The organism is Candidatus Palauibacter sp., from assembly GCF_965237495.1.
Classification (GTDB): Bacteria; Gemmatimonadota; Gemmatimonadetes; order Palauibacterales; family Palauibacteraceae; genus Palauibacter.
The window spans coordinates 2,757,698-2,784,645 of the sequence record NZ_OZ250143.1 but is presented as its reverse complement, the minus strand read 5'-3'; the positions used below and the strand labels follow the sequence as shown (position 1 = coordinate 2,784,645).

24 protein-coding genes and 1 pseudogene are annotated in these 26,948 nt (G+C 68.4%); 17 read left to right on the top strand and 8 right to left on the bottom strand.

What is annotated here, in order from left to right; translation table 11 throughout:
* Positions 1-3 precede the first annotated feature (3 nt).
* The 10 genes and pseudogenes from ACPXY0_RS12210 (at position 4) to ACPXY0_RS12165 (ending at position 10,921) form a co-directional block, all read left to right on the top strand.
* On the top strand, positions 4-1,362 hold the full coding sequence (locus tag ACPXY0_RS12210) for a hemolysin family protein (RefSeq protein WP_423924921.1): 1,359 nt from the start codon (positions 4-6) through the stop codon (positions 1,360-1,362).
* A gap of 124 nt (positions 1,363-1,486) precedes the next feature.
* Positions 1,487-2,590, top strand: coding sequence for a tetratricopeptide repeat protein (locus ACPXY0_RS12205; RefSeq protein ID WP_423924919.1), 1,104 nt, complete (start codon positions 1,487-1,489; stop codon positions 2,588-2,590).
* 6 nt (positions 2,591-2,596) lie between these two features.
* Positions 2,597-3,679, top strand: a complete 1,083-nt coding sequence (locus ACPXY0_RS12200) for an isocitrate/isopropylmalate dehydrogenase family protein (protein WP_423924917.1) — start codon at positions 2,597-2,599, stop codon at positions 3,677-3,679.
* 93 nt (positions 3,680-3,772) lie between these two features.
* On the top strand, positions 3,773-4,972 hold the full coding sequence (locus tag ACPXY0_RS12195; protein ID WP_423924915.1) for an acetyl-CoA C-acetyltransferase: 1,200 nt from the start codon (positions 3,773-3,775) through the stop codon (positions 4,970-4,972).
* Between the two features lie 34 nt (positions 4,973-5,006).
* Positions 5,007-5,726: pseudogene (locus ACPXY0_RS12190) on the top strand (slipin family protein); the annotation flags it as partial.
* Positions 5,727-5,916: 190 nt separating this feature from the next.
* Entirely contained in the window at positions 5,917-6,786 is an 870-nt protein-coding gene (locus ACPXY0_RS12185) for a hypothetical protein (protein WP_423924913.1), read from the top strand.
* Positions 6,787-6,829: 43 nt separating this feature from the next.
* Complete coding sequence (locus tag ACPXY0_RS12180; protein ID WP_423924911.1) at positions 6,830-7,717, top strand: 3-hydroxyacyl-CoA dehydrogenase family protein; 888 nt, start codon at positions 6,830-6,832, stop codon at positions 7,715-7,717.
* A 196-nt stretch (positions 7,718-7,913) separates the two neighbouring features.
* Entirely contained in the window at positions 7,914-9,224 is a 1,311-nt protein-coding gene (locus ACPXY0_RS12175; protein WP_423924909.1) for a carboxypeptidase regulatory-like domain-containing protein, read from the top strand.
* Between the two features lie 61 nt (positions 9,225-9,285).
* Positions 9,286-10,410, top strand: a complete 1,125-nt coding sequence (locus ACPXY0_RS12170; protein WP_423924906.1) for a helix-turn-helix domain-containing protein — start codon at positions 9,286-9,288, stop codon at positions 10,408-10,410.
* Positions 10,411-10,453: 43 nt separating this feature from the next.
* Positions 10,454-10,921, top strand: coding sequence for a hypothetical protein (locus tag ACPXY0_RS12165; protein WP_423924904.1), 468 nt, complete (start codon positions 10,454-10,456; stop codon positions 10,919-10,921).
* 22 nt (positions 10,922-10,943) lie between these two features.
* Here the strand turns inward: ACPXY0_RS12165 and ACPXY0_RS12160 are convergent, their stop codons facing one another.
* A complete protein-coding gene (locus ACPXY0_RS12160; RefSeq protein ID WP_423924902.1) occupies positions 10,944-11,507 on the bottom strand; it encodes a hypothetical protein in 564 nt (187 codons plus the stop codon).
* Positions 11,508-11,654: 147 nt separating this feature from the next.
* Positions 11,655-12,431 carry a phosphatase PAP2 family protein gene (locus tag ACPXY0_RS12155; RefSeq protein ID WP_423924900.1) on the bottom strand — a complete coding sequence of 259 codons (777 nt, stop codon included), beginning with the start codon at positions 12,429-12,431 and terminating at the stop codon, positions 11,655-11,657.
* Between the two features lie 192 nt (positions 12,432-12,623).
* Here ACPXY0_RS12155 and recF point away from each other — a divergent pair, with 192 nt between their 5' ends.
* The 7 genes from recF (at position 12,624) to thyX (ending at position 20,270) form a co-directional block, all read left to right on the top strand.
* Positions 12,624-13,793, top strand: a complete 1,170-nt coding sequence (gene recF, locus ACPXY0_RS12150) for a DNA replication/repair protein RecF (protein WP_423924898.1) — start codon at positions 12,624-12,626, stop codon at positions 13,791-13,793.
* The gene (locus tag ACPXY0_RS12145; protein WP_419940688.1) at positions 13,790-14,185 is read left to right on the top strand and encodes a DUF721 domain-containing protein; all 396 of its coding nucleotides are present in this window, start codon (positions 13,790-13,792) and stop codon (positions 14,183-14,185) included. Before recF ends, ACPXY0_RS12145 begins: the two co-directional genes overlap by 4 nt.
* Positions 14,185-16,146, top strand: a complete 1,962-nt coding sequence (gene gyrB, locus ACPXY0_RS12140; RefSeq protein ID WP_423924896.1) for a DNA topoisomerase (ATP-hydrolyzing) subunit B — start codon at positions 14,185-14,187, stop codon at positions 16,144-16,146. The genes ACPXY0_RS12145 and gyrB overlap by 1 nt, the downstream gene beginning before the upstream one ends.
* Positions 16,147-16,278: 132 nt before the next feature.
* The gene (locus tag ACPXY0_RS12135; RefSeq protein ID WP_423924894.1) at positions 16,279-16,599 is read left to right on the top strand and encodes a hypothetical protein; all 321 of its coding nucleotides are present in this window, start codon (positions 16,279-16,281) and stop codon (positions 16,597-16,599) included.
* A gap of 152 nt (positions 16,600-16,751) precedes the next feature.
* Positions 16,752-17,753, top strand: coding sequence for a hypothetical protein (locus ACPXY0_RS12130; protein ID WP_423924892.1), 1,002 nt, complete (start codon positions 16,752-16,754; stop codon positions 17,751-17,753).
* Between the two features lie 2 nt (positions 17,754-17,755).
* On the top strand, positions 17,756-19,246 hold the full coding sequence (gene glpK, locus ACPXY0_RS12125) for a glycerol kinase GlpK (RefSeq protein ID WP_423924890.1): 1,491 nt from the start codon (positions 17,756-17,758) through the stop codon (positions 19,244-19,246).
* 43 nt (positions 19,247-19,289) lie between these two features.
* Positions 19,290-20,270 carry an FAD-dependent thymidylate synthase gene (thyX, locus tag ACPXY0_RS12120; protein WP_423924888.1) on the top strand — a complete coding sequence of 327 codons (981 nt, stop codon included), beginning with the start codon at positions 19,290-19,292 and terminating at the stop codon, positions 20,268-20,270.
* 24 nt (positions 20,271-20,294) lie between these two features.
* On the opposite strand, the gene ACPXY0_RS12115 is transcribed toward thyX, so the two are convergent.
* The 6 genes from ACPXY0_RS12115 to ACPXY0_RS12090 form a co-directional block, all read right to left on the bottom strand.
* Positions 20,295-22,034 (bottom strand): Nramp family divalent metal transporter, encoded by a 1,740-nt coding sequence (locus ACPXY0_RS12115; protein ID WP_423924886.1) that lies wholly within the window; start codon positions 22,032-22,034, stop codon positions 20,295-20,297.
* Complete coding sequence (locus ACPXY0_RS12110) at positions 22,031-22,876, bottom strand: hypothetical protein (protein ID WP_423924884.1); 846 nt, start codon at positions 22,874-22,876, stop codon at positions 22,031-22,033. Before ACPXY0_RS12110 ends, ACPXY0_RS12115 begins: the two co-directional genes overlap by 4 nt.
* An 83-nt stretch (positions 22,877-22,959) precedes the next feature.
* The gene (gene gyrA / locus ACPXY0_RS12105; RefSeq protein ID WP_423924882.1) at positions 22,960-25,482 is read right to left on the bottom strand and encodes a DNA gyrase subunit A; all 2,523 of its coding nucleotides are present in this window, start codon (positions 25,480-25,482) and stop codon (positions 22,960-22,962) included.
* Between the two features lie 44 nt (positions 25,483-25,526).
* Complete coding sequence (locus ACPXY0_RS12100) at positions 25,527-25,922, bottom strand: hypothetical protein (protein ID WP_419940698.1); 396 nt, start codon at positions 25,920-25,922, stop codon at positions 25,527-25,529.
* A gap of 40 nt (positions 25,923-25,962) precedes the next feature.
* A complete protein-coding gene (locus tag ACPXY0_RS12095) occupies positions 25,963-26,382 on the bottom strand; it encodes a DUF1801 domain-containing protein (protein WP_423924880.1) in 420 nt (139 codons plus the stop codon).
* Positions 26,379-26,624 (bottom strand): FmdB family zinc ribbon protein, encoded by a 246-nt coding sequence (locus ACPXY0_RS12090; protein WP_419940700.1) that lies wholly within the window; start codon positions 26,622-26,624, stop codon positions 26,379-26,381. Before ACPXY0_RS12090 ends, ACPXY0_RS12095 begins: the two co-directional genes overlap by 4 nt.
* Between the last annotated feature and the right edge of the window lie 324 nt (positions 26,625-26,948).

Genomic DNA, 26,948 nt, shown 5'->3' with positions numbered 1-26,948 from the left:
TGAATGGACCTCGGACTCGTTCTGAGGCTCGGCGCGGTCCTCGCGCTGGTGGCGGCGAACGCATTCTTCGTAGCCGCGGAGTTTGCCCTCGTCAGCGCCCGCCGAACCCGGATCGGCGAGCTTGCGGACGCCGGCGACCGACGGGCCGGAGTGGTCCGGAGGGCGCAGGACGATCTCGACCGAGCGATCTCCGGCACGCAACTCGGGATCACGCTCGCCTCTCTCGGCCTGGGCTGGATCGGAGAGCCCACCCTCGCCCGTTCGCTCGAACCGGTGTTCGCCGCGCTGGGGTTCGCCGCCAGCCCCGCCGCCGTCCACGCGAGCGCGATCGTCGTCGCCTTCATCCTCATCACCTACCTCCATATCGTGCTCGGAGAGCTGGCGCCGAAGACAGTCGCCCTGCTCCGTCCGGAAGGTGTGAGCCGCCACCTCGCGGGTCCGCTCCTCACGTTCAACCGCGTCATGTCACCCGCCATCTGGCTGCTCAACGGATCAGCGAGGCTCTTCCTGCGGTTGATCCGGGTCCCGGTCGGCGACACGCATGGCCTCGAGCACGCCCACAGCCCCGAAGAGATCGAGTTGCTCGTCCGGCAGAGCCTTCGCGAGGGCGTGGTGGAGAAGGACGAGCAGGCGATGATCGAGGGCGTGTTCGACCTCACGCACACGGTCGTGCGAGAGGTGATGACGCCCAGGCTCGACATCGTCTCCGTGAGCGCTGACGACCCGACGAAGGCGATCCTCGAGGTCGCGGCCGAATCGGGCTTCTCGCGGCTCCCCGTAACGGAAGGTTCCCTCGATGAGATCGTGGGCATCGTCGTGCTGAAGGATCTGCTCGCCGACGTGGTCGCCGAACGGCCATCGGGGCTCCCCGCGCGGGACATGATGCGCGAAGCCCTGTTCGTGCCGGAGTCGAAGCCGATCGACGATCTGCTGGCGGAGATGCGGGCCCGCAAGACGCACATGGCCGTCGTGGTCGACGAGTTCGGCGGTACCGACGGCATCGCGACGCTCGAGGATCTGCTCGAGGAGATCGTGGGGGAGATCTACGATGAGCACGACGAGGCGGAGGAGGGGCTGGAGGTGGGCGCCGATGGGGCCGTCGCGGTGGGGGGCGGCGTCTCTTTCGCCGATCTCCTCTCCGGCCTCGGGATCGACGACCTCGAGGACGCGGAGGAATACGACACGGTGGCGGGCTTCGTGATCGCTGCGCTGGGGCGGATTCCGGAGCCGGGCGACCGCGTCCCGCTGGGAGGCGCCGAGCTGGAGGTCGCGGAGCTGGCCGACCGCCGGATCACCCGTCTCACCCTGCACGGCATCGACGAGGAGGGTGTCCGTGAACTGCGCGAGGCGTTCGGACCGTGACGGAGCGGAAGCAACTTGCTAGGCGGCCGGGCGAGCCCGAGATTCAGCACGGCCCCTCGACGAAAGGCTCCGCTCCGGAACGCCGAACCAACGTCAAGAAGGTACCAGGCTTGAGGTTCTTCGCTTGAACCAGCCCGATCCCTGGAACTACGAACACTTCGACGCCGAAGCGCAACGGCTGTACGAGGCAGGCGACTTCGACCAGGCCCTCGGCCTCCTCAAGGAGGCGCTCGCCCGCTATCCGGACTCGATCGAACTCCTCGTTTCCCTCGGATATACGAGGCTGGCGCGCGAGGAGTACGCCTGGGCGCGGGCTGCGTTCGAGGCAGTCCTCCGGCTCGACCCCGAGCACGAGGAGGCGTTGGCCGGGCAGGGCGATGTCCTCCTCAAGCTGGGAGAGCGGGCGTCCGCCTTTCTGCTCTTCGAGGCGCTGGTCGAACTCGGATACGACCAGGACGTCGAACTCATGCTCTGCGTGGGGCGAAGCCTCCTGCGCGAGGGCCTCCTGCGACGGGCCGAACGTTTCTTCCGGCTCGCGCTCGCGGCCGACCCGGAGAGCGCCGACGCGGCGCTCGATCTTGCGTTCACCTTCTACCGGGAAGGGGACTCGGAGGGGGCGTTGTACTGGAGCCGCGAAGCCGTCCGGCGCGATCCAGGGTTCGGCGAAGCTCGCGCACTCTACGGAAACGTCCTCTACGAGCGCGGCGACTTCCGTGCCGCCCTCGCGCAACTCGAGACGATCCCGGCGCCGGATGTCTCGGACCCGGCGGTGGCCTGGCGGATCATCGAACTCAAGCGCCGCCTCCGGGACCTTCCCGCGGACGCCGAGGAGCTGGGTCCCTACCTGCTGGCGCTGGAGGAACTCACGCCCGACCCGACGCCGGAGGAGCGCCTGCTGGCCGAGTTGGAGGCGGGTGCGAGAGGACTGTCGCCCTGGCCGGGCGCGGGTCAGCTCGATCTGTTCGGACGCCCTCCCGCGGCCGCGGCCGCGGAAGGGGAAGTGCACCGTGTGCGAGCGGCCAACGGGATGGTGTACGAGGGCGACTGGGACGGCATCGTCCGGGCCATGCGGAACGGATCGGACCGGCCCGGCGCATCGCTCTCCGACTTCATGCGGGACGAAGCGATGCGGCTGCAGGCCCTGACCGGCCTCCCCGTGTCGTGGCAGACGGCGCGCGCCTTTCTGGAGGATTCGGCCCGCGTCGGCGCGCTCGAGATCGAACGCTAGCAGCTCGTGGCAAGAGCGGCCGGCCCCCCGGCGCTGAGAATCGCGGTCATCGGCGGGGACGGGATCGGTCCGGAGGTCACCCGCGAGGCGTGTCGCGCGCTGAACGCCGCGGCTTCCGCGGGCCTCGCCGATCTCGAATTGACGGCATTCCCGCATGGGGCGGATCACTACCTCGCCACGGGCGAGACCCTTTCCCCGGCGACCTTCTCGACGCTGAGGGACGACTTCGACGCGATCCTGTTCGGCGCGGTCGGCGACCCCCGCGTGCCGGACGGGGAGCACGCACGAGACCTCCTGCTCGGCCTGCGGGTGCGGCTGGACCTGTTCATCAACCGACGACCCCTGCGGCTGCGCGCGCCGGAACTGTCGCCCCTGAAGTCGGCGGCTTCCGCGCCGATCGATTTCGAGATCTTCCGCGAGAACACCGAGGGTCTCTACGTGGGCGTGGGCCGGATCGAGAACGCGGGGACGCCGGAGGAGGTCGCCGTGTCGGAGTCGGTCGCAAGCCGCTTCGCGGTCGAGCGCATCGTACGCCGGGCGTTCGAGCACGCGGCCCCCCGGGGGCTGCGGGTGACGCTCGCCGACAAGGCGAACGCGGTCCCGCACATGTTCGGCCTCTGGCGCCGCGTCTTCTCGGAGATCGCCGCGGAGTACCCGGGCGTGGCGTCCGAGATGCGCTATGTGGATGCGCTGGCGATGGAGATGATTCGGGTGCCCGCCAGGTTCGGCGTCATCGTCACCTCGAACCTCCTGGGCGACATCCTCTCGGATCTGGGGGCCGAGATCGTCGGCGGACCGGGGCTCGCGCCCTCGGCCAACGTGAACCCGGGCGTGCATGGCCTGTACGAGCCCGTGCACGGCAGCGCGCCCGACATCGTCGGGACCGGACGGGCCAATCCGATGGCGGCCGTACTCAGCGCGGCGCTCCTCCTGCGCGATCACGGGGCCGATGAGGCGGCGGATGCACTCGAGGGGGCGGTCGACGCGGCTCTGGCGCGCGGGGTCCGCACGCCGGACATCGGAGGCGGCGCTACGACCGCCGAGGTGGGTGCCTGGATCGCGGGACGGGTGGCCTCGGGCGCGCCCTGATCTCCTTCGCTACGTTGCACCCGCGGGGCGGTGCGTCTTCACCGGACGGCCGGAGCCCGACCCGCCTCGGACATCGACCAGGGGGAAGCAGAGATGAGCGGCACGAACGGAAACGGTACGGTCTTTCTCTCCGCGGCGAGGACGGCCATGGGGGCTTTCGGCGGCAGCCTGAAGGAGCACTCGGCAGTCGACCTCGGCGTTGTCGCGTCGTCCGCGGCGGTCGAACGTTCGGGCGTCGAAGCTGCCGAATTCGGCCATGTGGTGATGGGCAACGTGATGCAGACCTCGGCCGACGCCATCTACCTCTCGCGGCACGTGGGGCTCCGCGCCGGGTTGCCGATCGAGACGCCGGCGGTGACGGTGAACCGCCTCTGCGGGTCGGGGTTCCAGGCGGTCATCGACGGATCGCAGGAGATCGAACTCGGCGAGAGCGATGTGTGCCTCGTGGGGGGCGCAGAGTCGATGAGCCAGGCGCCGCACATCGTGCGCGGTGCGCGCTGGGGCCTGCGGCTGGGCCCGGCGCCGAAGTTGGAGGACTCGCTGTGGGAGGCGCTCACCGATCCCTACTGCGGCTTCTCGATGGCCCAGACGGCGGAGAATCTGGCCGAGGAATACGGAATCTCGCGCTCGGAGGCCGACGATGTGGCCGTGCGGAGCCAGCGGCTTGCTGCGGAGGCCTGGGAGGCGGGCCGATACGCGGACGAGGTCGTTCCCGTGACGGTCGGGCGCAAGGGAAGGGAGACGTCCTTCGATCGGGACGAACACCTGCGCCCGGACACGACGACCGAGGGGCTGGCGAAGCTGCGGCCGTACTTCAAGAAGGACGGCCTCGTGACCGCCGGCAACGCGAGCGGGATCGGGGACGGCGCGGCGGCGCTCGTTCTCGCCGGGACCGAGTATGCGGCCGCGCACGGCCTCGAGCCGCTCGGGCGCCTCGTCTCGTACGCCGTGGCCGGGGTGCCGCCCCATATCATGGGCATCGGGCCCGCGCCGGCGTCCCGCATCGCCCTCGACAAGGCCGGCCTGTCGCTGGAGGATATGGACCTCGTCGAGGTGAACGAGGCCTTCGCCCCGCAATACCTGGCCGTCGAGCGCGAACTGGGTCTCGACCGGGACAAGGTCAACGTGGACGGCGGAGCGATCGCGCTCAGCCATCCGCTCGGGATGACGGGAGCCCGGATCACAGGCCACCTGCTGCACGAGTTGCGGCGCCGGGGCGGCGGGCTCGGACTCGGGGCGGCCTGCATCGGTGGTGGACAGGGGGCGGCCGTGATCGTGGAAGTCGACGCCTGACCCCGGGTCTCCCCAGCTGTCGGAGGTACTGAACATGGATCCCCTCTTCTTCATACTCGCCGGGGCGGGGGCGCTCGCGCTCGCCACGAGTCTCAGGATCATGAGGGAGTACGAGCGGGCCGTTGTGTTCCGGCTCGGCCGGGTCCGTCCGATGCGGGGGCCCGGGCTCATCTTCCTCGTCCCCTTCGGTGTCGAGCGCATGGAACGGGTGAGCCTGCGGATCATCGCGATGGACATCCCGCCGCAGGACGTCATCACCCGCGACAACGTGTCGGTGAAGGTCAATGCGGTGCTCTACTTCCGGGTCGCGAACCCTCGACGCGCCATCCTCGAGATCGAGGACTACCTCTTCGCCACCTCCCAGCTCGCGCAGACGACGCTGCGGTCGGTGATCGGGCAGGCCGAACTGGACGAGGTCCTCGCGGAGCGGGAGAAGTTCAACCAGATCCTGCGGGACATCATCGACCAGGGCACCGACGCGTGGGGGATCGACGTCACCGGCGTCGAGGTCAAGGATGTAGATCTGCCGAACGAGATGAAGCGGGCCATCGCGCGCCAGGCCGAGGCGGAACGGGAACGGCGCGCCAAGGTGATCCACGCGAAGGGCGAACTGCAGGCGGCCGCGAACCTGCGGGACGCGGCGCGGCAGTTGAGCGAATACCCGGCCTCTCTGCAGTTGCGCTTCCTGCAGACGGCGACCGAGATCGCGGCGGAGAACAACTCGACGACGATCTTCCCGCTCCCGGTCGACCTCGGGTCGCTCTCCGGTCTGTTCAGGGCCCGGCCGCAGGCCGCGGAGCGTGCTTTCTCGCCTCCGGAGATGTCGGAGGACGTGGGAAGGGTGCTCGAAAGCGCGGAAGGCGCGCCGAGACTGCGCGGCGCCGAGGCGGCCGGCGAGGCCGAGGAGGCTGCTGGCCAGCCGGATAGCGTGGCCAGAGAACGCGATGCCGCCGGCTGACTCCGGTCCCGGGGAACGCAGGCCGCCCGCTCCCGCGGCAAGCCGTCCGTCCGTCCCCGCCACGATCACGCGGGAGCAACTCGAACGCGTGATCCGCCGGGCCTCGGACCTCCAGTTCAGGAGTTCGACGGCGGTGGACGGCTCGATCGGCGCGCGTGAAGTGATCCAGATCGGGGCGGAGGTCGGTCTCGAAGAACGCCATGTCCGGCAGGCGCTGGCCGAGGTCGAGGCCGCCTCGCTGCTTCCCGAGACCCCGGCGGACACCGGACTCGCGCGCAGGCTGTGCGGGCCGGCGATCGTGAGCGCGAGTCGGGTCGCTCCCGGGAGTCCGGACGACATCGAGGCGAATCTCGAGCCGTACCTCTCGGAGAAGGAACTCCTGCGGCGGGTTCGTTCGCGACCGGGTCGATCGCTTTGGGAGCCGGCGGCCGGGCTCGTCCCCCAGATGCGCCGCGGCCTGGATTTCAGCGGCCGGGGCTACACCCTCGCCAAGGCGCGGAGCCTCCAGGTCGTGACCGAACCTCTGGAGAACGACTGGTCGCTCGTCACCCTGACGGCCGATATGACGAACGTCCGCACGGAACACCTCGGGGGATGGTTCGGGGGGATGACGGTGGGCGGCGTCGCAGGCGGGATCGGGCTGACGTTGGCGACCGGCGGCGGGATCCTGCCCATCCTCGGGGGGATCGCGATTTTCTCGGGTTGCCTCGGGGTGGCGACGGTCTCGGCCCGGTCGACGATGGCGAAGCCGAGGCAGCGCATGGAACTCTCGCTCCGGGGTCTCCTCGACCGCCTCGAGCGCGGTGAGGATCTGGGCGGCGCGAGGGAGCCGTGGCACCAGAAGCTCCCCTGGTGAGGGGAGCACATCTTCAAGGGAATATTCGGGAGGAGAGTCGACATTGACTGAGATTCGGAAGGTCGGGGTGGTGGGCGCCGGGCTCATGGGGAGCGGGATCGCGCAGGTCAGCGCGGCGGCCGGCTACGACACCGTGGTGCGCGAGGTGGAGCAGGGGTTCCTCGACCGCGGCATGGCCCGCATCGAGAAGAACCTCGACCGCGCCGTGGCGAAGGAGAAGCTGGGGCCCGGGGAACGGGACGCGATCGCGGGTCGCCTGCACCCGACCGTCGACCTGGCGGATCTCGCCGGGTGCGACCTCGTCATCGAGGCGATCACGGAGAACCTCGAGGCGAAGCACGAACTGTTCGGCGCCGTCGGCGGCGTGTGCGAGGATGACGCGGTCTTCGCGTCGAATACGTCGAGCCTCTCGATCACGGAACTGGCGGCCGGGACCGACCGGCCGGACCGGTTCGTCGGCCTCCACTTCTTCAACCCGGTCCCGGTGATGCCGCTGGTGGAGGTCGTCCGCTGCGGGCAGACCTCGAAGGAGACGTTCGATGTCGCCTTCGCCTTCGCGAAGTCGGTGGGGAAGAGCCCGATCGCGTGCGGGGACAACACGGGCTTCGTCGTCAACCGGCTGCTCGTCCCCTACATGCTGGACGCGATCCGCGCCTACGAGTCCGGCATCGCGTCGATTCCGGATATCGACAAGGGGCTGAGGCTGGGCTGCGGGTATCCCATGGGCCCGTTCACGCTGGGCGACTTCGTGGGCCTCGACACGCTGTACCACATCACGGAGATCATGTACAACGAGTACAAGGAGGCGCGCTTCGCCTCCCCGCCGCTGCTGCGCCGCATGTTCCTGGCGGGCTACCACGGCCGGAAGACGGGGAAGGGGTTCTACGACTACAGCGGCCCCGAACCCGTGGTCTCCGACTTCGTGAAGTAGCCGCCCCTCGCGGACAGCGCGCCGCGCGTGACGTTCGCTCGCTTCGCGACGTCTGAGGGATAGTCACTCGTGACCCTCTGATGGGAGGAAGACGATCGAGACGGCGCGCGGATCGCTTCTTCTTCTGCTGGCAATTGCGGCCGTTGTGTGGATCGTTCCCGGGTCTCGGGCGCTGGCGGCCCAGGAGGCGGTTCGGGTGGTGGGCACCGTGACGGACGAGACGACGGACCAGCCGATCGAGGGCGCGATGGTCCGTCTCGCCGACTTCGCCGGTTCGGTCCGGGAGACGCTCAGCGGCCCGGCGGGCGGCTTCGTGTTCGACGGAGTCGTACCGGGCGAGTACGTGTTCGGCGTGCGGCGCATCGGCTATGAGGGCCTCAGCACGCCGCTCGAAATCGGCCCCGATGCGCTGGCGACGCTGAACCTGCGGCTGACGCCGAGGGCGATCCTGATGGAGCCGCTGAACGTCGACATCGAGGGCCGGCCGCCCCGCCTCGCGGAAACGGGCTTCTACGACCGGCTCGAGGAAGGCTGGGGGACCTACTTCGAACCCGAATGGATCCGGACCCGAAGCGCGGGCTTCATCAGGCTGTCGCACTTCGTGTCGAACCTGCAGATGCGGGCCCCCCTGTCGCGCTGTTCACAGGTCCCCGTCTACTACGACGAGAGGCTCATCGGCCAGGCCGCGGGATGGGGGACGAGCAAGGCGGCGTCCATCAACGCGGCGGGCCTGCACAGATCCGCGGTCGGGCCGGCCCCCCGGATCCTCGACGAACTATCCGTGACGGACGTCGGCGCGGCGGAACTGTACACGCCACCCGCGCCGATCCCCCTCTTCGCGTTCAACGACACCACGGCCGCCTGCGGCGCGATCATCCTGTGGTCCGACTGGACGGCTCGAACGGCGGAGGTCCCGCAGATCGAGGTGAAGCTGTGCGAGCCCGCCGGCCGTCCGGGCGAGGTCGCGCTCGACGGATTCGTGGAGGACGAACTCACCGAGGTGAGACTGCCGGCGGCGCATGTGTACGCCTCGTACGCGATTCCGGATGGCGCCGGGCGCAGCGACTTGGCGGTGCGGACGGATTCGCTCGGACGGTATCGGCTGTGCGACCTGCCGGCCGGCGTGGCTGTGGAGCTGGAGGCCGCCTACGGCCCGGACCCGGGCCTCTCGACGGTCGTCGATGCCGCCTCCGGCACGGAAGTGCAGCTCACCGTGCCGGTGACGGTGCCGGGTGCGATCACCGGCCTGGTCGTGAACGAGGGTACGGGCCGGCCCTTTCAAAACGTGCCCGTGGTGCTGGTGGGCACCGACTTCCGCGCCGTGACCGGCACCGCCGGCCGCTTCTCGATCGAGGATCTGCCGCCGGGCTCCTACCGCATCCGCGCCGTCTGTGAGGGTTTCGAGTCCATCGCACAGGACGTGGCGCTCGTCCCGGGCGCGAGCGTCCGCGTCATGCTCGCCCTCCGTCCGGAAGGCCCCCTGCCGCCCAGGCGGTGCGCCGACTAGCGGGTGCCGTCCGACACCACGAGGATTGCAAATCACCCTATGCAACGTTAGCGTTGCATTCATGCTAATGAAGCAAGATTTTCGCATGGGGTTGCGACTGAGAGTTGCTCGCCAACGGGTCGGCTTGACTCAGCAGCAACTCGCCGACGCCTTGGGTCTGGGGCATCGGCAGACGCTCGCCCGGATCGAATCGGGAGAACGTCGCCTGAGCGCCCAGGAACTCATTGGGGCGATGAGCATGCTCGGTGTGGACCTCGATTACTTCACCGATCCGTTCCAACTCGTCGGCGAAGGCCAGTTCTCATTCCGGACGACGACCGATGTAGCAGGCGCGGTTCTTGACGACTTCCAGCACCGCGCCGGGTGCTGGATTGCGATGTATCGCGAGCTGTCAACCGAGCAGGGTCACCAACAGCGATGGCTCGAGTTCAAGTTGGCCCTGACGGCGAAATCGTCCTTCGAGGACGCCCAGGCGGCCGGTGAGTGGGTGGCCGACCGATGGCAACTGGGCTCGTGCCCTGCGGCCACCCTGCGATCGGCGATGGAGGACCGCGCTTCGATCCTGGTGCTCCACGTTGACGCGCCGCACGGCATTTCGGGGGCCGCCTCGAGGGTTCCGGGATTGAACTGCGTTTTCGTTAGTCGGGGCGACTCCGACGGACGTCGGAACTTCGACTCAGCCCACGAACTGTTTCACCTGCTCACATGGGACACGATGCCGCCGGCGCGGACGGACGTTGTCGATATTCCCAGGGACGGGAACGGCTGGCGTGTCGAGCGGCTGGCGGAGAACTTCGCCGCCGCCCTTCTCATGCCTGAGGCCATTCTGAGGGGGCATTGGGAAGGACGGGCGATGCTGGCGGACTTTCACGATCGCATCAACGGAATCGCCGACGCACTGCGAGTGTCTGGCGTTGCGTGCAAGTGGCGCCTCTACAACCTCGGTCTGCTCTCGAAGGCCGAACTTGACTGCATCGACGACCGGCGCATCGGCACAAACGGCCGAACGTCGGCGGTCGCGCGAGACGCGCTCCCGTTCAGCCGATCGTTCATCGATCGAATCGCCACGGCTCTCGATACTGGCCGCCTCTCGGTGAGGCGGACGGCTTCCTTACTCGATCTACCGCTACCGGATCTGGCTTCGCTCCTCCGGGACTATGGCCACGAGCCGTACTTCGAAGCCTAACACAGTAACGGTGGCCTCGGCCGGCATCATACTCGTGGACACCATGATCGTTATCGAGGCGGTTGACACGAGTTGCTGGAACGCCATCAGCGGCCAGAGGCGGGTCGTTATGGCCGACGAATGCGCCGAAGAGTTGCGGCGCGGCGACCCTTCTACGCAAGGATATGTCCCGGTCAGCGAACAAGACATCAGCCGGGCGACTGTAATGGCCCTTACACCGGCGGTCGCAGCCGCCTTTCGACTTTACTATCCTGATGCCCACCGCCTGGACCCCGGTGAACGCGATCTATTGGCATTGGCGCGGACGTTCGCCGCCGAGTTCGAACTGTGTAGCGGGGATCGGGCAGCCATCGCCGCCGCTCACGCGCTCGGGTGGCTCGACAGGGTTGTGTCGCTTGAGGCTCTCGCGGACAGCGTGGGAGCACGGCCCCGGAGACGCTTCAAGCGGCAGCATACCGAGCAACAAATAGCGGCTTGGCGCACGGCACTCCGTCTGGAGGACCTCCCGTGACGCTCATGCGCGCCCTAGCGGGTCAGGCGGGCCACAGCCAGCCGAAGGCGCCGCCCGTGAGCAGTCCGTAGACGAGGCTGTCGAACACGTTGCGGGCGGTCGTCCCCCACGCCTGGGCGTACCAGATCGACCTCTGCGGGTGCGCGAGCGCGTATCCCCCGAAGGCCACCGTCGACGACATGCGGAAGACCTCCATGTAGCCGGTGCCCGGTCCGAGGACGAGCCCGGTCACGTACCCTGCGAACGCGCTCACGACGAGGCAGTAGACGAGCCACTGCACGAGTTGCGTGCCCATGTCGGAGGGGCCTCGTGACGGCAGCAGCGTCATGAACCCGGTCGGTCCGCGCGTCCACTTCTCCCGGAATTCCTCACTACCCATGACCTCTTTGCTGCCCGCGTGGGGGAAGGAGTAGTCCCCGGGCGGGATCCCGAACCCGCGCAGCGCATCCATGAGGCCATCCTCGTCGGCAACACCCCTGAAGTCCTTCCGATGGTAGCCGAGAACCATGTGAATCACCGAACTCCCGACGAACACGAGCGCGGCGGCCAGGAGGATCGGCATCCAGAGACTGGGCACGTACACCATGGGATGACTCCTTGCTGCGGGAAGCATCCGGGATCCGCGGCACCGGTTCCACGCGGAACGTGAATCCCCCGCATACGGGGCGCGATTCCGGGGCGCTCCGGAGAGGAGGGGGACCCGGGTCGGCCGCCGGGGGTGCAGCGGGGGCTGTTAGAAGCGCAGCCGCAACCCGACGCCGTCCACGAGAACGAGAGGTTCGATCCGAACCCCGGAAGCGGGGACCTCGTCGTCAGCCTCCGGTGCACCGGCCACGCGCAGCCACCCCGCGGCGGCGCGGGTCGCTCGACGCCCGACCCACAGCCCTACGAAGCCCCCCGCCACGACATCGGACAGCCAGTGCCGGTCTCCGTAGATCCGGGCGAGGCCGGTGCCGGCAGCCACGGCGTAGAAGGGGATCGCCCACCCGCCGTCGGTCACTTCGTCGACCGCGGCCGCGATCGCGAACGCGTAGGCGGTGTGGCCCGACCCCAGCGAGGCGTTGTTCCGAAACGGGTCGAAGTGCAGCGACCCCCTCTCCTCCCGTGGGCGGCTTCGGCCCAGCGTCCAGTTGAGGAGGGTGTTGGACATCGATCCGACGAATACGCCGAAGAACGCCGATGTCGCCTTCCGAACTCCCCGGCCTCCATCGAGCGTCACTCCGAGGAGAAGTCCGCCCCCCGCGAGGAAGGGGGCCGTCCGCTTCCAGTCGCCGTAGCCATGGCCGATCCCGGCCAGGTCGTCCCCCAGAGTGCCCTGCAGTTCCCCGGCGACGTCGCGCGCGGGCTCATCGAGGAGGAACGCCGCGCCCAGGACGCCCGCTCCGAGTGCGAGATCCCGCCACATCCGCCCCGTCCGGTCCGCGACCACCTCCGCTTCCGGGATCATCTCCCCGGCCTGGGCGGCGGCATGAAGCGGTGCGAGCGACAGCACGGCTCCAAGCGGCAGCACGGCCCCTCGGGAGCGTTTCGTTCGCACGATCGGGCGGTGTCGGCCGCGGTGGAGGAATGGCGTCATGAACGTCCTCGAAGCTGACCTCGCGAGACCTGGCGGGCAACCGTTTGCGGGAGACGGAGGACGCGACCACGGATCCCTAGATTTCCTTGCGGCATAAGGGTTTTCGCGGTATTTTCGGGATACGTGATGAAGACACCGGAGGCACCGTCCGTCCGCCGGCCCGAGGCGTCCTCTGCGCCTTTCCTCAGGCGCTTGACCCTGAGTGATTATCGCAACTTCGAGCGACTCGAGTGCGAGTTCCCGGAGGAGGGCGTCGCGATCATCGGGCTCAACGGATCGGGCAAGACGAACCTGCTCGAGGCGATCCATTACCTCGAGGTGTTCCGGTCCTTCCGCGGAGTCCGGGATCGTGAACTCGTGCGGTTCGGGCAGACGGTGTTCCGGGTGGAGGGCGTGGTCGAGGGGGCGACTTCCGTGGCCGCGGCCTACGACCGGTCCCGGCGGATCAAGAAGGTCGAGGTCGATGCGCTCGAAGTGGACCGCGTTTCGGCCGGGATCGGTTCGGTCGGGGTCGTCGCCTTCCGGCTCGAGGACGCCGAGATCGTGCGGGGGGGGCCGGTGCTGCGGCGTCGGTTTCTCGACGTGGCGCTCTCCGTGGGTGTGCCGGGCTACCTCGCGGCGCTGCAGCGCTACCGAGGTCTCCTGGCGCAGCGGAACGAAGCGCTCAGGCGCGGCTGGTCGAGTCGAGAGATCGACGCCTGGACGGGCGGGTTGATCGAGGTCGGGGCATTCCTCGCGGAGAGGCGGGCGACGTGGGTGTCGGAGGGGGCGGAGCGATACGGCGACTTCTATGCGCGGATCTCGGGAGGTGACGCGGCGCGGTTGCGCTATGCCGCTTCCATCGTGTCCGGCGATCCGGCGGGAGAGTCCGACGGAGACGGGGCATGGACGGAGCGGTTCCGGAGGGCGCTGGAGGCGACCCGGGAACGCGAGCGACGGCGGGGCATGACCGTGATCGGTCCGCACCGCGACGAGATCCGGTTCGACGTCGAGGCGCCGGAGGGCGTCCGCGACCTGCGGAACTACGGATCGAGCGGTCAGCAGCGGACCGCGGCTCTCGCGCTGCGTCTGCTCGAGGCCGACCGGCTCAGAGAGCGCCTCGGCAGGGAGCCCGTGTATCTGCTGGATGATGTGTTCGCGGAACTCGACGAGGACCGCTCGGGCCGGCTGTTGCGGCTCTTCGAAGCCGAACGGGATGGGCAGGTGATCCTCACCGCGCCCAAGCCCGGCGATGTCGGCCTGCGGGGCGGAGAACTGGCGCGCTGGCATCTCCGGAATGGACGGCTGATCGCATGAGCGGCGCGGATCGGGTCGCCCGCCGCCCCGGTGACACCGCGGCCGCCCGGCGGCGCCCACAACGCGTGGGCGGCCTGCTCACGGAGATGCTCGACCGGATGGGCATCCGCGAGCGGGTGGAGCGCAGCGCCACCGCCGCGCGATGGGAGCGCGTCGTGGGGCCGCATATCGCCCGCGTGACGAGGGTCGGCGGGCTGAGAGCCGGGACGTTGTTCATCGAGGTGTCGGGTGCGGCCTGGATGACGGAGTTGAGCATGATGCGGCGGACGCTGCTGGCCCGCCTCAACGAGGGCCGGGACCGCGGCAGGATCGACCAGATCATGTTCGTGCAGTCCGGCGAATCGCCGACGGTCGCCGCGCGACGCGGCCGAAACAGGAGCGGGAGGGGTTGATGACGGAGTCGAAGACCGGGAGGAAACCCGCGGGCAACGACCAGGGCAACTCGGACTACACGGCGCGAAAGATCCATGTCCTCAAAGGGCTGGACGCCGTCCGCAAGCGTCCCGGCATGTACATCGGGTCCACGTCGGGGCGCGGACTGCATCATCTCGTCTACGAGGTCGTAGACAACTCGATCGACGAGGCGATGGCGGGCTACTGCTCCGGGATCGACGTAAGGATCGGCGAGGACCAGTCGATCCGCGTGGCGGACGACGGGCGCGGCATCCCGGTCGACCTTCACCCGACCGAGAAGGTGCCCGGCGTCGAACTCGCGCTGACGACGCTCCACGCCGGCGGGAAGTTCGACAAGTCGAGCTACAAGGTCTCGGGCGGGCTGCACGGCGTGGGGGTCTCCGTCGTGAACGCGCTCTCCGAATGGCTGGAGGTCGAGGTCCGCCGCGACGGCCATGTGTGGTCGCAGCGATACGAACGGGGTGTCAGCCAGGGCAAGCTCGGGAAGGGGCGGAAGACGAAGGAGACGGGGACCACGGTCACCTTCCGGCCGGACCCCGACGTCTTCACCGGGCTCGGCGAGAATCTCGAATACAGCTTCGAGACGCTCGCCAACCGGCTCCGCGAACTCGCGTATCTGAACCGGGGCGTACGGATCACCCTCGTCGACGAGCGTCGGGAGGGGCTCCGGCGCGACTTCCACTTCGAGGGCGGGATCGCCCAGTTCGTGAAGTATCTTCTGGGGAACAGGCAGGCGCTTCATTCCGACGTGATCTTCGTGGCCGGCGACCAGGACGACACGGAAATCGAACTCGCCATGCAGTACACGGACGCCTACAGCGAGAACACGTTCACCTTCGTCAACAACATCAGCACACACGAGGGCGGAACCCATCTCTCGGGGTTCAAGGGCGCCCTCACCCGCACGATCAACAGCTACGCGCAGCGGAACAACATCCTCAAGAAGGCCGATCCCGCCCTGAGCGGCGACGACGTGCGCGAGGGGCTCGTGGCCGTCCTCTCGGTCAAGGTCATGGAGCCGCAGTTCGAGGGGCAGACCAAGACGAAGCTGGGGAACAGCGAAGTGCGCGGGATCGTCGAGAGCCTCGTGAACGAGGGGCTCGGGACGTGGATGGAGGAGAATCCCGGCCCGTCCAGGAAGATCATCGAGAAGACCATCCAGGCGTCGCGGGCGCGGGAAGCGGCGCGCAAGGCGCGGGACCTGACCCGCAAGAAGTCGGCGCTCGAGACCGGCATCCTGCCCGGCAAGCTGGCGGACTGCTCGATCACGGACCCGGAGATTGCCGAGTTGTATCTCGTGGAGGGCGACAGCGCGGGCGGGAGCGCGAAGATGGGGCGCGACCGGAACTACCAGGCGATCCTCCCCTTGCGCGGGAAGATCCTCAACGTCGAGAAGGCGAGGATCGACAGGATCCTCTCGAACGAGGAAATCCGGGCCATGATCACGGCGATCGGCACGGGTATCGGCGAGGAGTTCGATCTCTCCCGGGCGAGATACCGCAAGGTCGTGATCATGACGGACGCCGATGTCGATGGCGCCCACATCCGGACGCTGCTCCTGACCTTCTTCTTCCGTCAGATGAGGCAACTCATCAACGCCGGCTACATCTACATCGCACAGCCACCCCTCTACCGCGTGTGGAAGGGAAAGACGGAGTTCTACTGCTACGACGAGGCTGAGCGCGTCGCCGCCCAGGCGCGGCTGGACAACGGCAAGGGCAGCACCTCGCTGCAACGGTACAAGGGTCTCGGCGAGATGAACGCCGACCAGCTGTGGCAGACGACGATGAACCCCGACAGGCGGACGCTGCTTCAGGTCAGGATCGAGGAGGCCGTTGACGCCGACAGGCTGTTCGACACCCTCATGGGCGAGAACGTGGAACCGCGCCGCGAGTTCATCGAGCGGCACGCCCGATACGTCCGCAACCTCGACGTCTGAGTCGCATCCGCAGGATCTCTCGTCTCACCGACATCTCCCCGGTTGACGCCCCGTTGATACCCCTTCGGATCCTCGGTTCAGAGAGGGCGGCAGGGCGTCGCCCTCGCGGATCCGAGGGGGAGGTGAGGGATGATGAGGACGAACGGAAGCAGACGCAGAGGGGCGTGGGTGCCCGCCGCGGGATGGGTCTTTGCGGGGGCCTTGATGCTCTCGCTGGTGCAGCCGTCCGCAGCCGCGGCACAGAGCGAATGTGCGGACATGATCTCGGGAGGTCCCGGCAATCCAGCCCACGGGACGCTCCGGGGCTCTCAGAGCGTGACGCTCAACTTCGGTGTCGGCGCGGGGGTTTCGGTCGGTTTCTCCGTGACCTTCAACGTCGGCTCCTATTCGATGACGGGCGGCGGAACGATACGGGTCCGGTGTGATGATTACACCGAGTTCGGCTTCCAGTGAGGCGCCCCCACGTGCCTACCATCGGTTCGCGACCGCGTACCGTGCGGTTAGCGGGCCGCGCTGCGAACCGTTGCCGGCCACCGAGTTCTGATCGGTGGCCGGCAGCGGCCCCGTGGACGGCTGCGTTCGCGCTGGCGAGTGCCCTCGGTCTCGTGGCATGTGGTGAGTCCCGGGTCACCGGAGACGACGGACGCGTCTATTTCGCCGAGACCAGCCGGGCTTACGAGATTCGGTCGCTTGACGCCCATCTCGATCAGTTTGACGAACGCGTCAGCTTGGGCTCGATCGCGGACATGATCGTGACCCCCAAAGGCTATTTCGTCGCCGATGGGCTCAACCAACGAGTCGTCCTCCTCGACCGGAGCCTGAATCCCGTGCGGATCGCGGGCAGGGATGGGGATGGCCCCGGAGAATACAGGTTCCCCAGGCGCATGGCCCCCGCGGTCGATCAAGTCCTGGTGCTGGACATCGGAACCGGACGAGTCTCGTACCTGACCCTGGACGGTGACTTCGTGACCAGCCAGCAGGTCCCCGGCAACGCGAACGACGTCGCTTTACATTCGGAACTCGGACTGCTTGTCGCGGGGGACGCGTTCCCGGATTACTACCTGGCACGAGTGACGGCGCAGGGGAATGAAGCTTTCGGACGGATCCCGGACGAGTTGCGCACCGACCCGGAAGGCGTGTTTCAGTTGCCCGTGGACCTGGTCACGGTTACGGGGAACGGTCTGATCCATGTCCTCGACGGGGACCAGCTCGCGCTCGCGAGTTTCGATCCCGACGGAGAGCTGGTCAGCGTTGTCTTCCTGCCCAGGGAAATGCGGGCTCGCAGGCTGAGGCTTAACCGCGAGGCCGTTGAGAGCTTCGGAGGACCTGAGCGAGTTCTGGGAACGGAGATCGTAACGAATCTCCGGCCTCTGCCGGACGGTCGCATCTTCGCCCGGATCACGTCGGAGCACACGATCGGTCTGGTCCTGGACCTGGCAGGTCTCGAGGCGACTCCCCTGGTCTTCCCTGCGGACCGTGAGGATTGGCTGTGGATGCAGGCGAGCACCGTTTACTTTGACGGCATGGATCGATTGGTGCTGGACGAGGGCCTCAAGGCGGCGGGACTCCTGACCGCGCAGGTCGAGTTCGTTCGTCGGTCGCCGTAGCGTTGAGGCGCGGACCCGCCCTGGTCGCGATCGACCAGGGCACGACCTCGACGCGCGCCATCGCGTTCGACCTTTCGGGGAAGCCGGTCGCGACTGCGCAACGCGAGTTGCCGCAGAGCTATCCCGCCCCGGGCTGGGTGGAGCACGATCCCGAGCGCATCCGGGACGACGCGATCGAGGTCACGCGGGAGGTCATCGGGGCCGCCGAGGCCCTCGGGCACCCTGTGGAGGCGATCGGTCTCACCAACCAGCGAGAGACGACGGTCGTGTGGGAACGCGCGAGCGGGAGGCCGATCCACCCGGCGATCGTGTGGCAGGACCGGCGGACGGCGGACGCCTGCGCCGAACTTCGCGAGGCGGGTCATGAGGAGCGGGTCGCGCGCCACACCGGATTGCGGCTCGATCCGTACTTCTCCGGGACGAAGCTGGCGTGGATCCTGGACCGGGTCCCCGGAGCGCGCGATGCCGCGGTGCGGGGCGAACTGGCCTTCGGGACGATCGACAGCTGGCTGCTCTGGTGCCTCACCGGAGGGCGAGTGCACGCGACGGACGCGACGAACGCGTCGCGCACGCTCCTGTACGACATTGGCGAGGGTGAGTGGCGCGGCGAACTGCTCGAACTGCTGCGAGTGCCCGCCGCGGTACTGCCCGAGGTTCGGGATTCCGCGGGCGATTTCGGCGAGACGCGCGCCGACCTGTTCGGCCGTCCGATCCCGGTGCGGGGCATCGCCGGAGACCAGCAGGCGGCCACCTTCGGCCAGGCGGCGTTCGAGCCGGGGGGGATGAAGTTCACCTACGGGACGGGGGCCTTCGCGCTCCTCAATACCGGGTCCGAGCGGCTGACCTCGCAGCACGGCCTGCTGACCACGGTTGCCTGGCAGCTCGGGGGTGAGCGCACCTACGCGCTGGAGGGGAGCATCTTCGTCGCGGGCGCCTCGGTTCAGTGGCTGCGGGATGGGCTGGGCATCATCTCCGATGCGGCGGAGACGGAGGTGCTCGCCCGCTCCGTCGACTCGACCGGGGGGGTGGTGCTCGTGCCGGCCTTCGTCGGACTGGGCGGCATCCACTGGGACCCCGGCGCGCGCGCGGCGCTGCTCGGCATGACGCGCGATACGGGCAGGGCCGAGATCGCCCGCGCGGCCCTCGAGGCGGTGGCCTACCAGTCGCGGGAACTGATCGACGCCATGCAGGCGGACGGGGCGCCCCGCCCGCGGAGACTGCGCGTGGACGGAGGCTTCACCCGGAACGCCTGGGCCATGCAGTTCCTCGCCGACATGCTCGACCTCGAGATCGCCCGCCCCGCCGTCACGGAGACGACCGCGCTCGGGGCGGCGATGCTGGCCGGGCTCGGCGCCGGCCTGTTCGCGGACCTGCCGGGCGTCGCCGCTCTGCGGCGGCACGACCGCGCCTGGACCCCGGCCATGGAACCCGGGGTGCGCGAAGAGCTGTATGCCGGCTGGCAGCGCGCGGTCGCCCGTGTGCTGCCGAACTGATATTCTGCCCGAAACCACCTGGTTCGAGGCGCGCGGGTAGCCCATGGAGACGAAGAGACCGACGGTCGCAGCGGCCGAGGAGATCCTCGGCGGGTACTTCCCCGTGCTCGACCACGGGTTCGTCGCGCTCGTCGACTACATGGGTTCGGACGCCGACGTAGAGGCAGCCGCCCGCGTGAGCTATGGGGCCGGCACCCGCCGGGTCAGCCAGACACGCGGTCTCGTCCGCTACCTGCGCCGGCACGCCCATACGACGCCGAGCGAGATGGTCGAGTTCAAGTTTCACTGCTCGATGCCGATCTTCGTGGCGCGCCAGTGGATCCGGCACCGCACCGCCTCCGTCAATGAACTCAGCGCCCGGTACAGCCTCCTGCCGCTCCTCTTCTATGAGCCGGACCCGGCGCAGTTCGCCTATCAGAGCAGTCTGAACAACCAGGGGCGGCAGGGAGACCCCGCCCCTCGGGCCCTGTACCGAGGCGCGATCGATCGGTGGGAGCGGCTGCGGACCGAAGCGGCTGACGCGTACGGGTGGCTGCTCTCCGAAGATGTCGCCCGGGAGCTGGCGCGCATCGACTTGCCGCTCTCCACCTACACGCAGTGGTACTGGAAGATCGACCTGCACAACCTGCTTCACTTCCTTCGGCTCAGGGTGGACGCCCATGCGCAGTGGGAGATCCAGGAGTACGGCCGGGTGATGGCGGGGATGCTCGAGCGGGTCGCGCCGCTCAGCTACGAAGCCTGGATCGACTACGAAGTCATGGGCGCGCACCTGAGTGCGGGAGAGCTCGCGATCCTGCGCCACCTGCTTCGTGCCGATGCCGAAGCGGGGTCCATCCATGCCGACGGGATGGCGACCCGCGACGACCTCAAGGCGGCGGGTCTTGCCCCGCGGGAAATCCGTGAACTCATGGACAAGCTGTCGCCGGTGGAGCGGCCCGACTTCTCGCTCGACCTGTCACGGATGCACGCCGCGGAGGAAATGGCCCGGAGAATGGCCGAGGCTACGCCTGATCCCGCGACCTGAGTCCGCGCCCTTCGGCGCCGGGTCCTACGCTCGAGCCCGCCTCTTCTCCCCACTCGGGAGTGTGCGGACCGCGAACCAGCCCAGGGCGGCGAGCCACAACGCGTAGAACAGGATCCGGATCGGGTGCAGGGCCAGCGACTCCATGAATCGCGGGTCGACGGCCGCGACGGACATCGCCGTCCGGGATAGCTGTTCGGCGGTGAACCACCCCCAGAGGACGGCGGCCCAAAGCAGGCTCCACCGCTTCCAGGCCGGCGGGCCCAGTTGAGCCGGCAGGCGCCGCACGTTCATGTAGCCGACCACGAGCGTGAACAGGAACATGCTGGTCATCGTGAACGGCCCGGCAATGAGGAGCAGGAAATCGGGCTGAAGCACGTCCAGCCCCTCGCCGCCGATCCACGACGCGGTGATGATCCCCATCGCGGCCAGCACGAAGATCGTCAGGAATAGGAGGAAGGTGCGCTTCTGGGTGAAGAAGCGCGTGCGATGCCCGAAGCGTTCGTAGAAGATGCAGCCCGTGATCCGGGTCACCGTGTCGAGGATCGCGAGCTGTGTCGAGAAGATGACGAGCGACCCTCCCAACAGGAACGCGATCCTCAGCCACAGCCCGCCGACGCGCTGGATCGCCTCGCCCTGAAGGGTCACCATCCCGGTCAGGTCTCCCGCCAGACCGGGATGGTCCGTACCGAGCGTTTCGACGACCAGCATGCACGTGATGACGACGCTCAGGAGCGTGAGGAACACGAACGAGACGAGCAGTTCGTGATGTACGATCCTCATCCACCCGCGGAAGCGCCCGAGTGCGGTCGGATCGGCCGCGTCGAAGACGAAACCGGTCGTGCTGATCTCCTCGTTCCGGCCCCGTATTCCGGCGATCCGCCCCTGGAACCTCGCCATCCCGAAGCCCTTGTCGCGCAGCCACAGCGACTGGGCGAGGAGCAGCGTTCCTCCGGTTCCCGCGTACGCCACCGCGAGAATCAGCGTCGGAAACTGGTCCCCCGTGAACAGTTCCGCCGGTGCGCGCCCGAACGAGACCGCGCCCACCGCGAGTTCGAGCAGGTTCGACGGGACGAGGCCGACGACGAGCAGCGTGATCAGGAGCAGCGGAAAGAACCCCGCCACGAGCGCGATCTCCAGGCGCTCGAGCACGTTGTACACGATGCGGGAGACCGCGAGCCCGAACCAGATACAGGCGAGCATGAGGAGCGCCATCGGCTGCCACGCAATGTCCGGCCCCCCGCTGATCACGACGATCTGGCCCACGAACTCGGCGGACTGCGACGCCCAGCCAGGCCAGAAGAAGCTCACCAGTGTCGCGACCAGGAACAGCCACGGCCAGAACCCGAACCGGTCGAGTCGCGCCATCCCGTTGAAGGTCGACTCGCCCGTGGCGATCGTCCAGCGCTCGATCTCGCCGATGACGACGAACTGCGTGACCACCCCGATCCAGAACAGCCACCAGATGGAGAATCCGTTCGCGGCGACAAGGTTGGGCCACAGCAGAAACTCTCCGCTGCCGAGCCCCATGCCGAGTGCGATGACGGAGGGACCGATGATGTACTTGAGACGGGGAACCCGGGACATCTCCCGCACGAGCTTGAAGGGCGGCCCGTGGCCCCGCCGCGGGAAGGCCCCGCCGTCGGGTGCGTCCGGCAGGTTGTTCTCGTCGAGCGGTTCGTAGACGCCCTCCCTGTAGCGGCGTCCCTCGTCTTCGCTGGACACGATCGAATGGGGCGGCGGGGGACCGGAACCGAGTTCGTTCAAGTGGCCGGCGGGTCGAAGCGTCCTTCGGGTACCGTCTCGCTCGCGGCGACATCTTCGAAGTAGATGAAGCGCTCTCCGTCGTCCATGACTCGCGTCATGGCGAACTGGATGTCGCCCACCTGACGCCAATCGGACCACCAGATGACGTCGCCGGGGGCTTCGGACCGTCCGAGGTGATACTGCCAGGCCGCCATTCGCCCCGACTCGTCGAGAAAGCCCCAGTACTGATCCTCGGTGGTGCCCAGGCCCTGATCGAAGCTGAGGTGGACCGCCGCGTATTCGCCTCCATCGGAGAGCGTCCGGGTCCCCTCATACGCGAGGTGCACGCCGAGGTCCTCCCACTTGAAGGGCATCACGGCCCAGTACGTATCGTTGATGAAGGCCCCGTACCCCCGCCGCAGAGCGGAGTCGCGCGCGGCACCGGTCAACTCCGTGCCGCCGACCCAGGCGCGGCCGGCGGGAACCTTGCCGAGTTCGGGATGCTCCTCGACCTCGTTGACGTTGAACAGCAGGACGTACGCGGCGCCTTCCTGTTCGTAGGCGACGCGATATCTCCCGTCGTACCGATCCCAGGCGTGTTCCCGGTTGGCCACCACCTGTCCGTCCCGCTCGACGATCCAGCGGAACGAGAGATAGCGCGTTCGGTCCCACGCGTCCCGTCCACCGAGACTTTCCGCCAACTGCGCGGCATACATGGCGGCCGTGTCGCCGGGTGCCGCCTCGCTCCGGGGACTGCCGGCGGACGACGCTCCGTCGCAGCCGCCCAGCAACGGCGATGCGATCGCCAGCCACGCGAGCCGGAGGAACGGCCGCGCGCGAACCGCCTCAACAGGTCTGACCATCCGTCCCTCCCGCCGTGGTGCGTCAACGCGACCGGAACGTACGCGCGCCGAAAACGGGTGTCGATAACGCAACCGAGATGTGTTCAGAACTCGAACTCCGCCTGTGGCGCGCCATCCGGCGCTGTCCGTTCAGGGGAGGGCGGCGTCCGCGGCTCGTCCGCGGGCGGGGAATCGGTCTGCCCCCGCCGGCCGGAGTGCATCGGGTGCACGGCTTCGACCGCGACGCCCGGGGGCAGGCTGACCGCCGGACGGCCCGCCTCCCGCGGGGCGCGCCGGATCGCGGCCCTCGCCAAGGTCGTCGTCACCGAGCCATCCGACAGCTCCCACGCGACCTCGTCCGCGGCATGCGCCTCGATGAATCCCACCAGGTGGCCGGTCCGTTTCCGTTCCGGGAGGATCGTGAATCCCTTCCCGGCCCGCCCTTGCACCCGGAACTCGGTGAAGGGGATCCGCTTTGCGTAGCCCGCCGATGTAGCGACCAGCAGATCGGCGTCCGGCCGAGGGGCCGCGGCGGCCACGACGACGTCGCCGCGGGTGAGTTCGATCGCCTTCACGCCACGGGCCGTACGGCCCATGACGCGGATCGCGGACTCCGGAAAGCGGATCGCCTGGCCGGATCGGGTCGCCAGGAGGAGGTCGCCGCCGCCCTCGGTGATGAAGGCCGCCACGACCTCGTCGCCGCGTGCGATCCGGACCCCGATGATGCCCGCGGCGCGCGCATTGGCATAGTCGGACAGGGCGGAGCGCTTGACCTGCCCCTGTCGCGTGACGACGACAAGAAACCGGTCCTGAGCGAAGTCTTCGACCGGCAGGACGACGACGATCTCGTCGCCCAGCTCAAGGTCCAGGAACTCCGACAGGTGCCTGCCGCGAGAGCTGCGCGTACCCCGCGGCAGCGCGGAGACGGGCAGGGCGTGCGCGTGTCCGCGCGCCGTGACCGGCAGGATGGTTTGCCCTCCGCCGGCCAGGAACGCGTGGCGCGCGAAATCGCCCTCCCGGTTCGACAGGGCCTCGGCCCCCGCCAGCCCCCCGCCCGTCGCCGCCGCCTGGGCTTTCACGTAGCCGCCCCGGCTGACGAGCACGAGTTTCGTCTCGCCACCGCCGCCCCGGGAGACTCGGAAAGTCGTCCCATCGTCGAGGATCTCGGTCCGCCTGGGGTCCGCGTATCGTCTCGCGAGCTCCCGAAGCTCCTCGCGCAGAAAGCTCCGCCGTGTGCCCTCATCCTCCACGAGCGCGGAGAGGCGCACGATCTCCTCCTGCAGCGCCAGGAGCTCTTCCGCCAGCTTCGTGCGTTCGAGGCCGGTCAGCTGGACGAGTCGCATGGCCAGGATCGCGTCGGCCTGCCGCTCGCTCAGCGCGAACTCCGCCAGCAGCCCGCTTCTCGCGGACTCTACGGTCTTCGATCCGCGGATGATCTCGATCACGCGGCCGATGTCGTCCAGCGCCACTCGAAGGCCTTCGACGACGTGCGCCCGATCCCGGGCGCGGTCGAGATCGTGCGCCGCGCCGCGGCGGATCACGGAGAGCCGGTGTTCGATCCAGATTCCGAGGGCGGTCTTGAGATCGAGCTCCTCGGGCCTGCCGTCGACGAGGGCGAGGTTGATGACGCCGAACGTGTACCGGAGTTGCGTCTTCTTGAACAGCGTGGCGACGACCTTCTCCGGCTTGGCGTCACGCTTGAGTTCGATCACGAGCCGGATGCCGTCCCGGTCGGACTCGTCGCGGAGGTCCGTGATCGCGTCGGCCCGTCCGGCCCGCACCAGCCGCGTGATCTGTTCTATGACGCGTGTCTTGTTCACCTGGTAGGGGAGTTCGGTGACGATGAGCGAGTTCTTTCCGAACCTCGCCTCCTCCAGGTGGATCCGGGCGCGCATGTCGATCCGACCGCGACCCGTCCGGTAGGCGGACTCGATGCCGGTCCGGCCCCAGATGTAGCCACCCGTCGGGAAGTCGGGCCCGGGCACGAGGGCGAGTAGTTCGTCCACGCCGCATTCCGGGTTCTCGACGAGGTGGTCGACCGCGCCGAGGAGTTCCACCGCATTGTGCGGCGGAACCTTGGTCGCCATCCCGACCGCGATCCCGTCGCTTCCGTTGAGCAGGAGGTGGGGCAACCGGCAGGGGAGCACCGCGGGCTCGGTAAGGCGCCCGTCGAAATTGGGCCGCATGTCGACCGTGTCGCGATCGATGTCCTCGAGCAGATCGACGGCCAGAGGCGTAAGCCGTACTTCCGTATACCGGTAGGCGGCCGCCGAATCGCCATCGATCGAGCCGAAATTGCCCTGTCCGTCGATGAGCGGGTAACGCAGCGAAAAATCCTGCACCATGCGGACCATGGTGTCGTAGACGGCGCTGTCCCCGTGCGGGTGATAGCGGCCGAGCACGTTACCCACGACCGTCGCGCTCTTCTTGTGCGGCCGCGACGGGTGCAGTCCCTCCTCCCGCATCGCGTAGAGGATCCGGCGATGGACCGGTTTGAGACCGTCGCGGGCATCGGGGAGCGCTCGCTGCACGATGACGCTCATCGAGTAGTCGATGAAAGACTCGCGCATCTCCTGTTCGAGGCCGCGCGGCTCGATCCGCTCGTGCCGCAGGGTGCCTGATGTCACCGCCGTTCCTCCTCTTCCACCTCATCCATGGGCCGGGGCGGCCTCTACTCGCACAACAGGTCGGCCGTGGCGCGCTGCGCGTCCGTTGGGTCGGAGGGCATCGCGACCACCAACGCTCTTCGGTTCGGCGCCTCGGGCAGATGGATCAGCATGGGATCCGACGGGGCCGGATCCGGAGCCGGGGTCGCGAGTCCCTCGGACGAAATCCTGACGAGTCTGCCGGGTTCGATCCGGGAAGCCAGCCACGCCCCGTAGGAAAGCCAGGCCGCCAGCGCGTCGGCTCCCGGAGTCACCCCTTCGACCTCCGACCGGTATCGCGCGACGGCGCGTTCGTAGGCCGCAGCATCCCGCGCCTTCAGCTCGAGGAGAAGCCGCCTGTACCGGGGCTGCACATCTTCCAGGCCGTGCGCGGCCAGCGCCTCGGCGTAGGAATTCGTCATCCGGTCCCCGCCATGGCCCGTCCGTCCCCTCCCCCCACGCTTACGAACCGCTGCCGGCGTAGCGAGTCGAGACCTCTTCCACCGAACGCTCCACGAGTTCGCGGAGCACGTTCAGATCGACGTCCTCGAGTCGCTTGATGTAGAGGCAGGACTTGCCGGTCCTGTGCCGGCCCAGCCGCGACAGCAGTTCACCGTGCTTCGCGAACCCCGACATGATGTAGAGCGTGAGCGCGTGCTTCCGCGGCGAGAATCCGGCGAGCGGCCAGTCGCCCTCCCGCCCGCTGGCGTACCGGTAGTGGTAGCTGCCGAAACCGACGATCGAATCCCCCCACATCACCGGCTCCTCGCCGGTCACCCCCTTCATCAACTCGAGCAGCGCGAGCGCGTCCCCTCGCCTTCGCTCGTTCCCTGCCTTTGCGAGGAAATCCTTGACGCTCGCGTCGTTGGGCCGGGTCTTCAATCGTTGTGGCTGAGCTCGTACTCCCGCTGGGCACGCATGCGCTCGCTCCCGAGTTTCGCATCGCGCTTCTTCGCGGCCACGAGCGATCTCCCCTTCCGGGACTCGGAGTGGACCCGCGGCAGGGAGATAAGCTTCTCGAGATCCTCGCTCTCGCACGACGTACAGGCCGGCGTCCGCCGACCCAGGACGAGGAGCTCGAACTCATGCATACAGCCGCGGCATCTGTACTCGTATATGGGCATGCATCCTCCGGTTCAGCCGACGAAAGCAGCATGCTCTTCCGGCTCCCCTCGGGCAAGTCGCCGGGCACCGGGTCGGCAGGGGTCGGGGTCGTGGACATCCCCCCCCCCCCCCCCCGCCCGAGCCGGTCCCGTTTTGACAGAGTCCGATCCCGCGTGGGATAATGGCGGACTGCCAATCGATCACGGACCGAGAGAAGGATCACATGCCCGACGCCCCCGGCACGCGCCTCCTTGTAACGATCACGCTGGCGCTCATCGCGCCCTCAATCCCGCTCGGGGCCGATCCTGTCGCAGGACTGGTATCGCGTCGGGGGCGGAGACGGA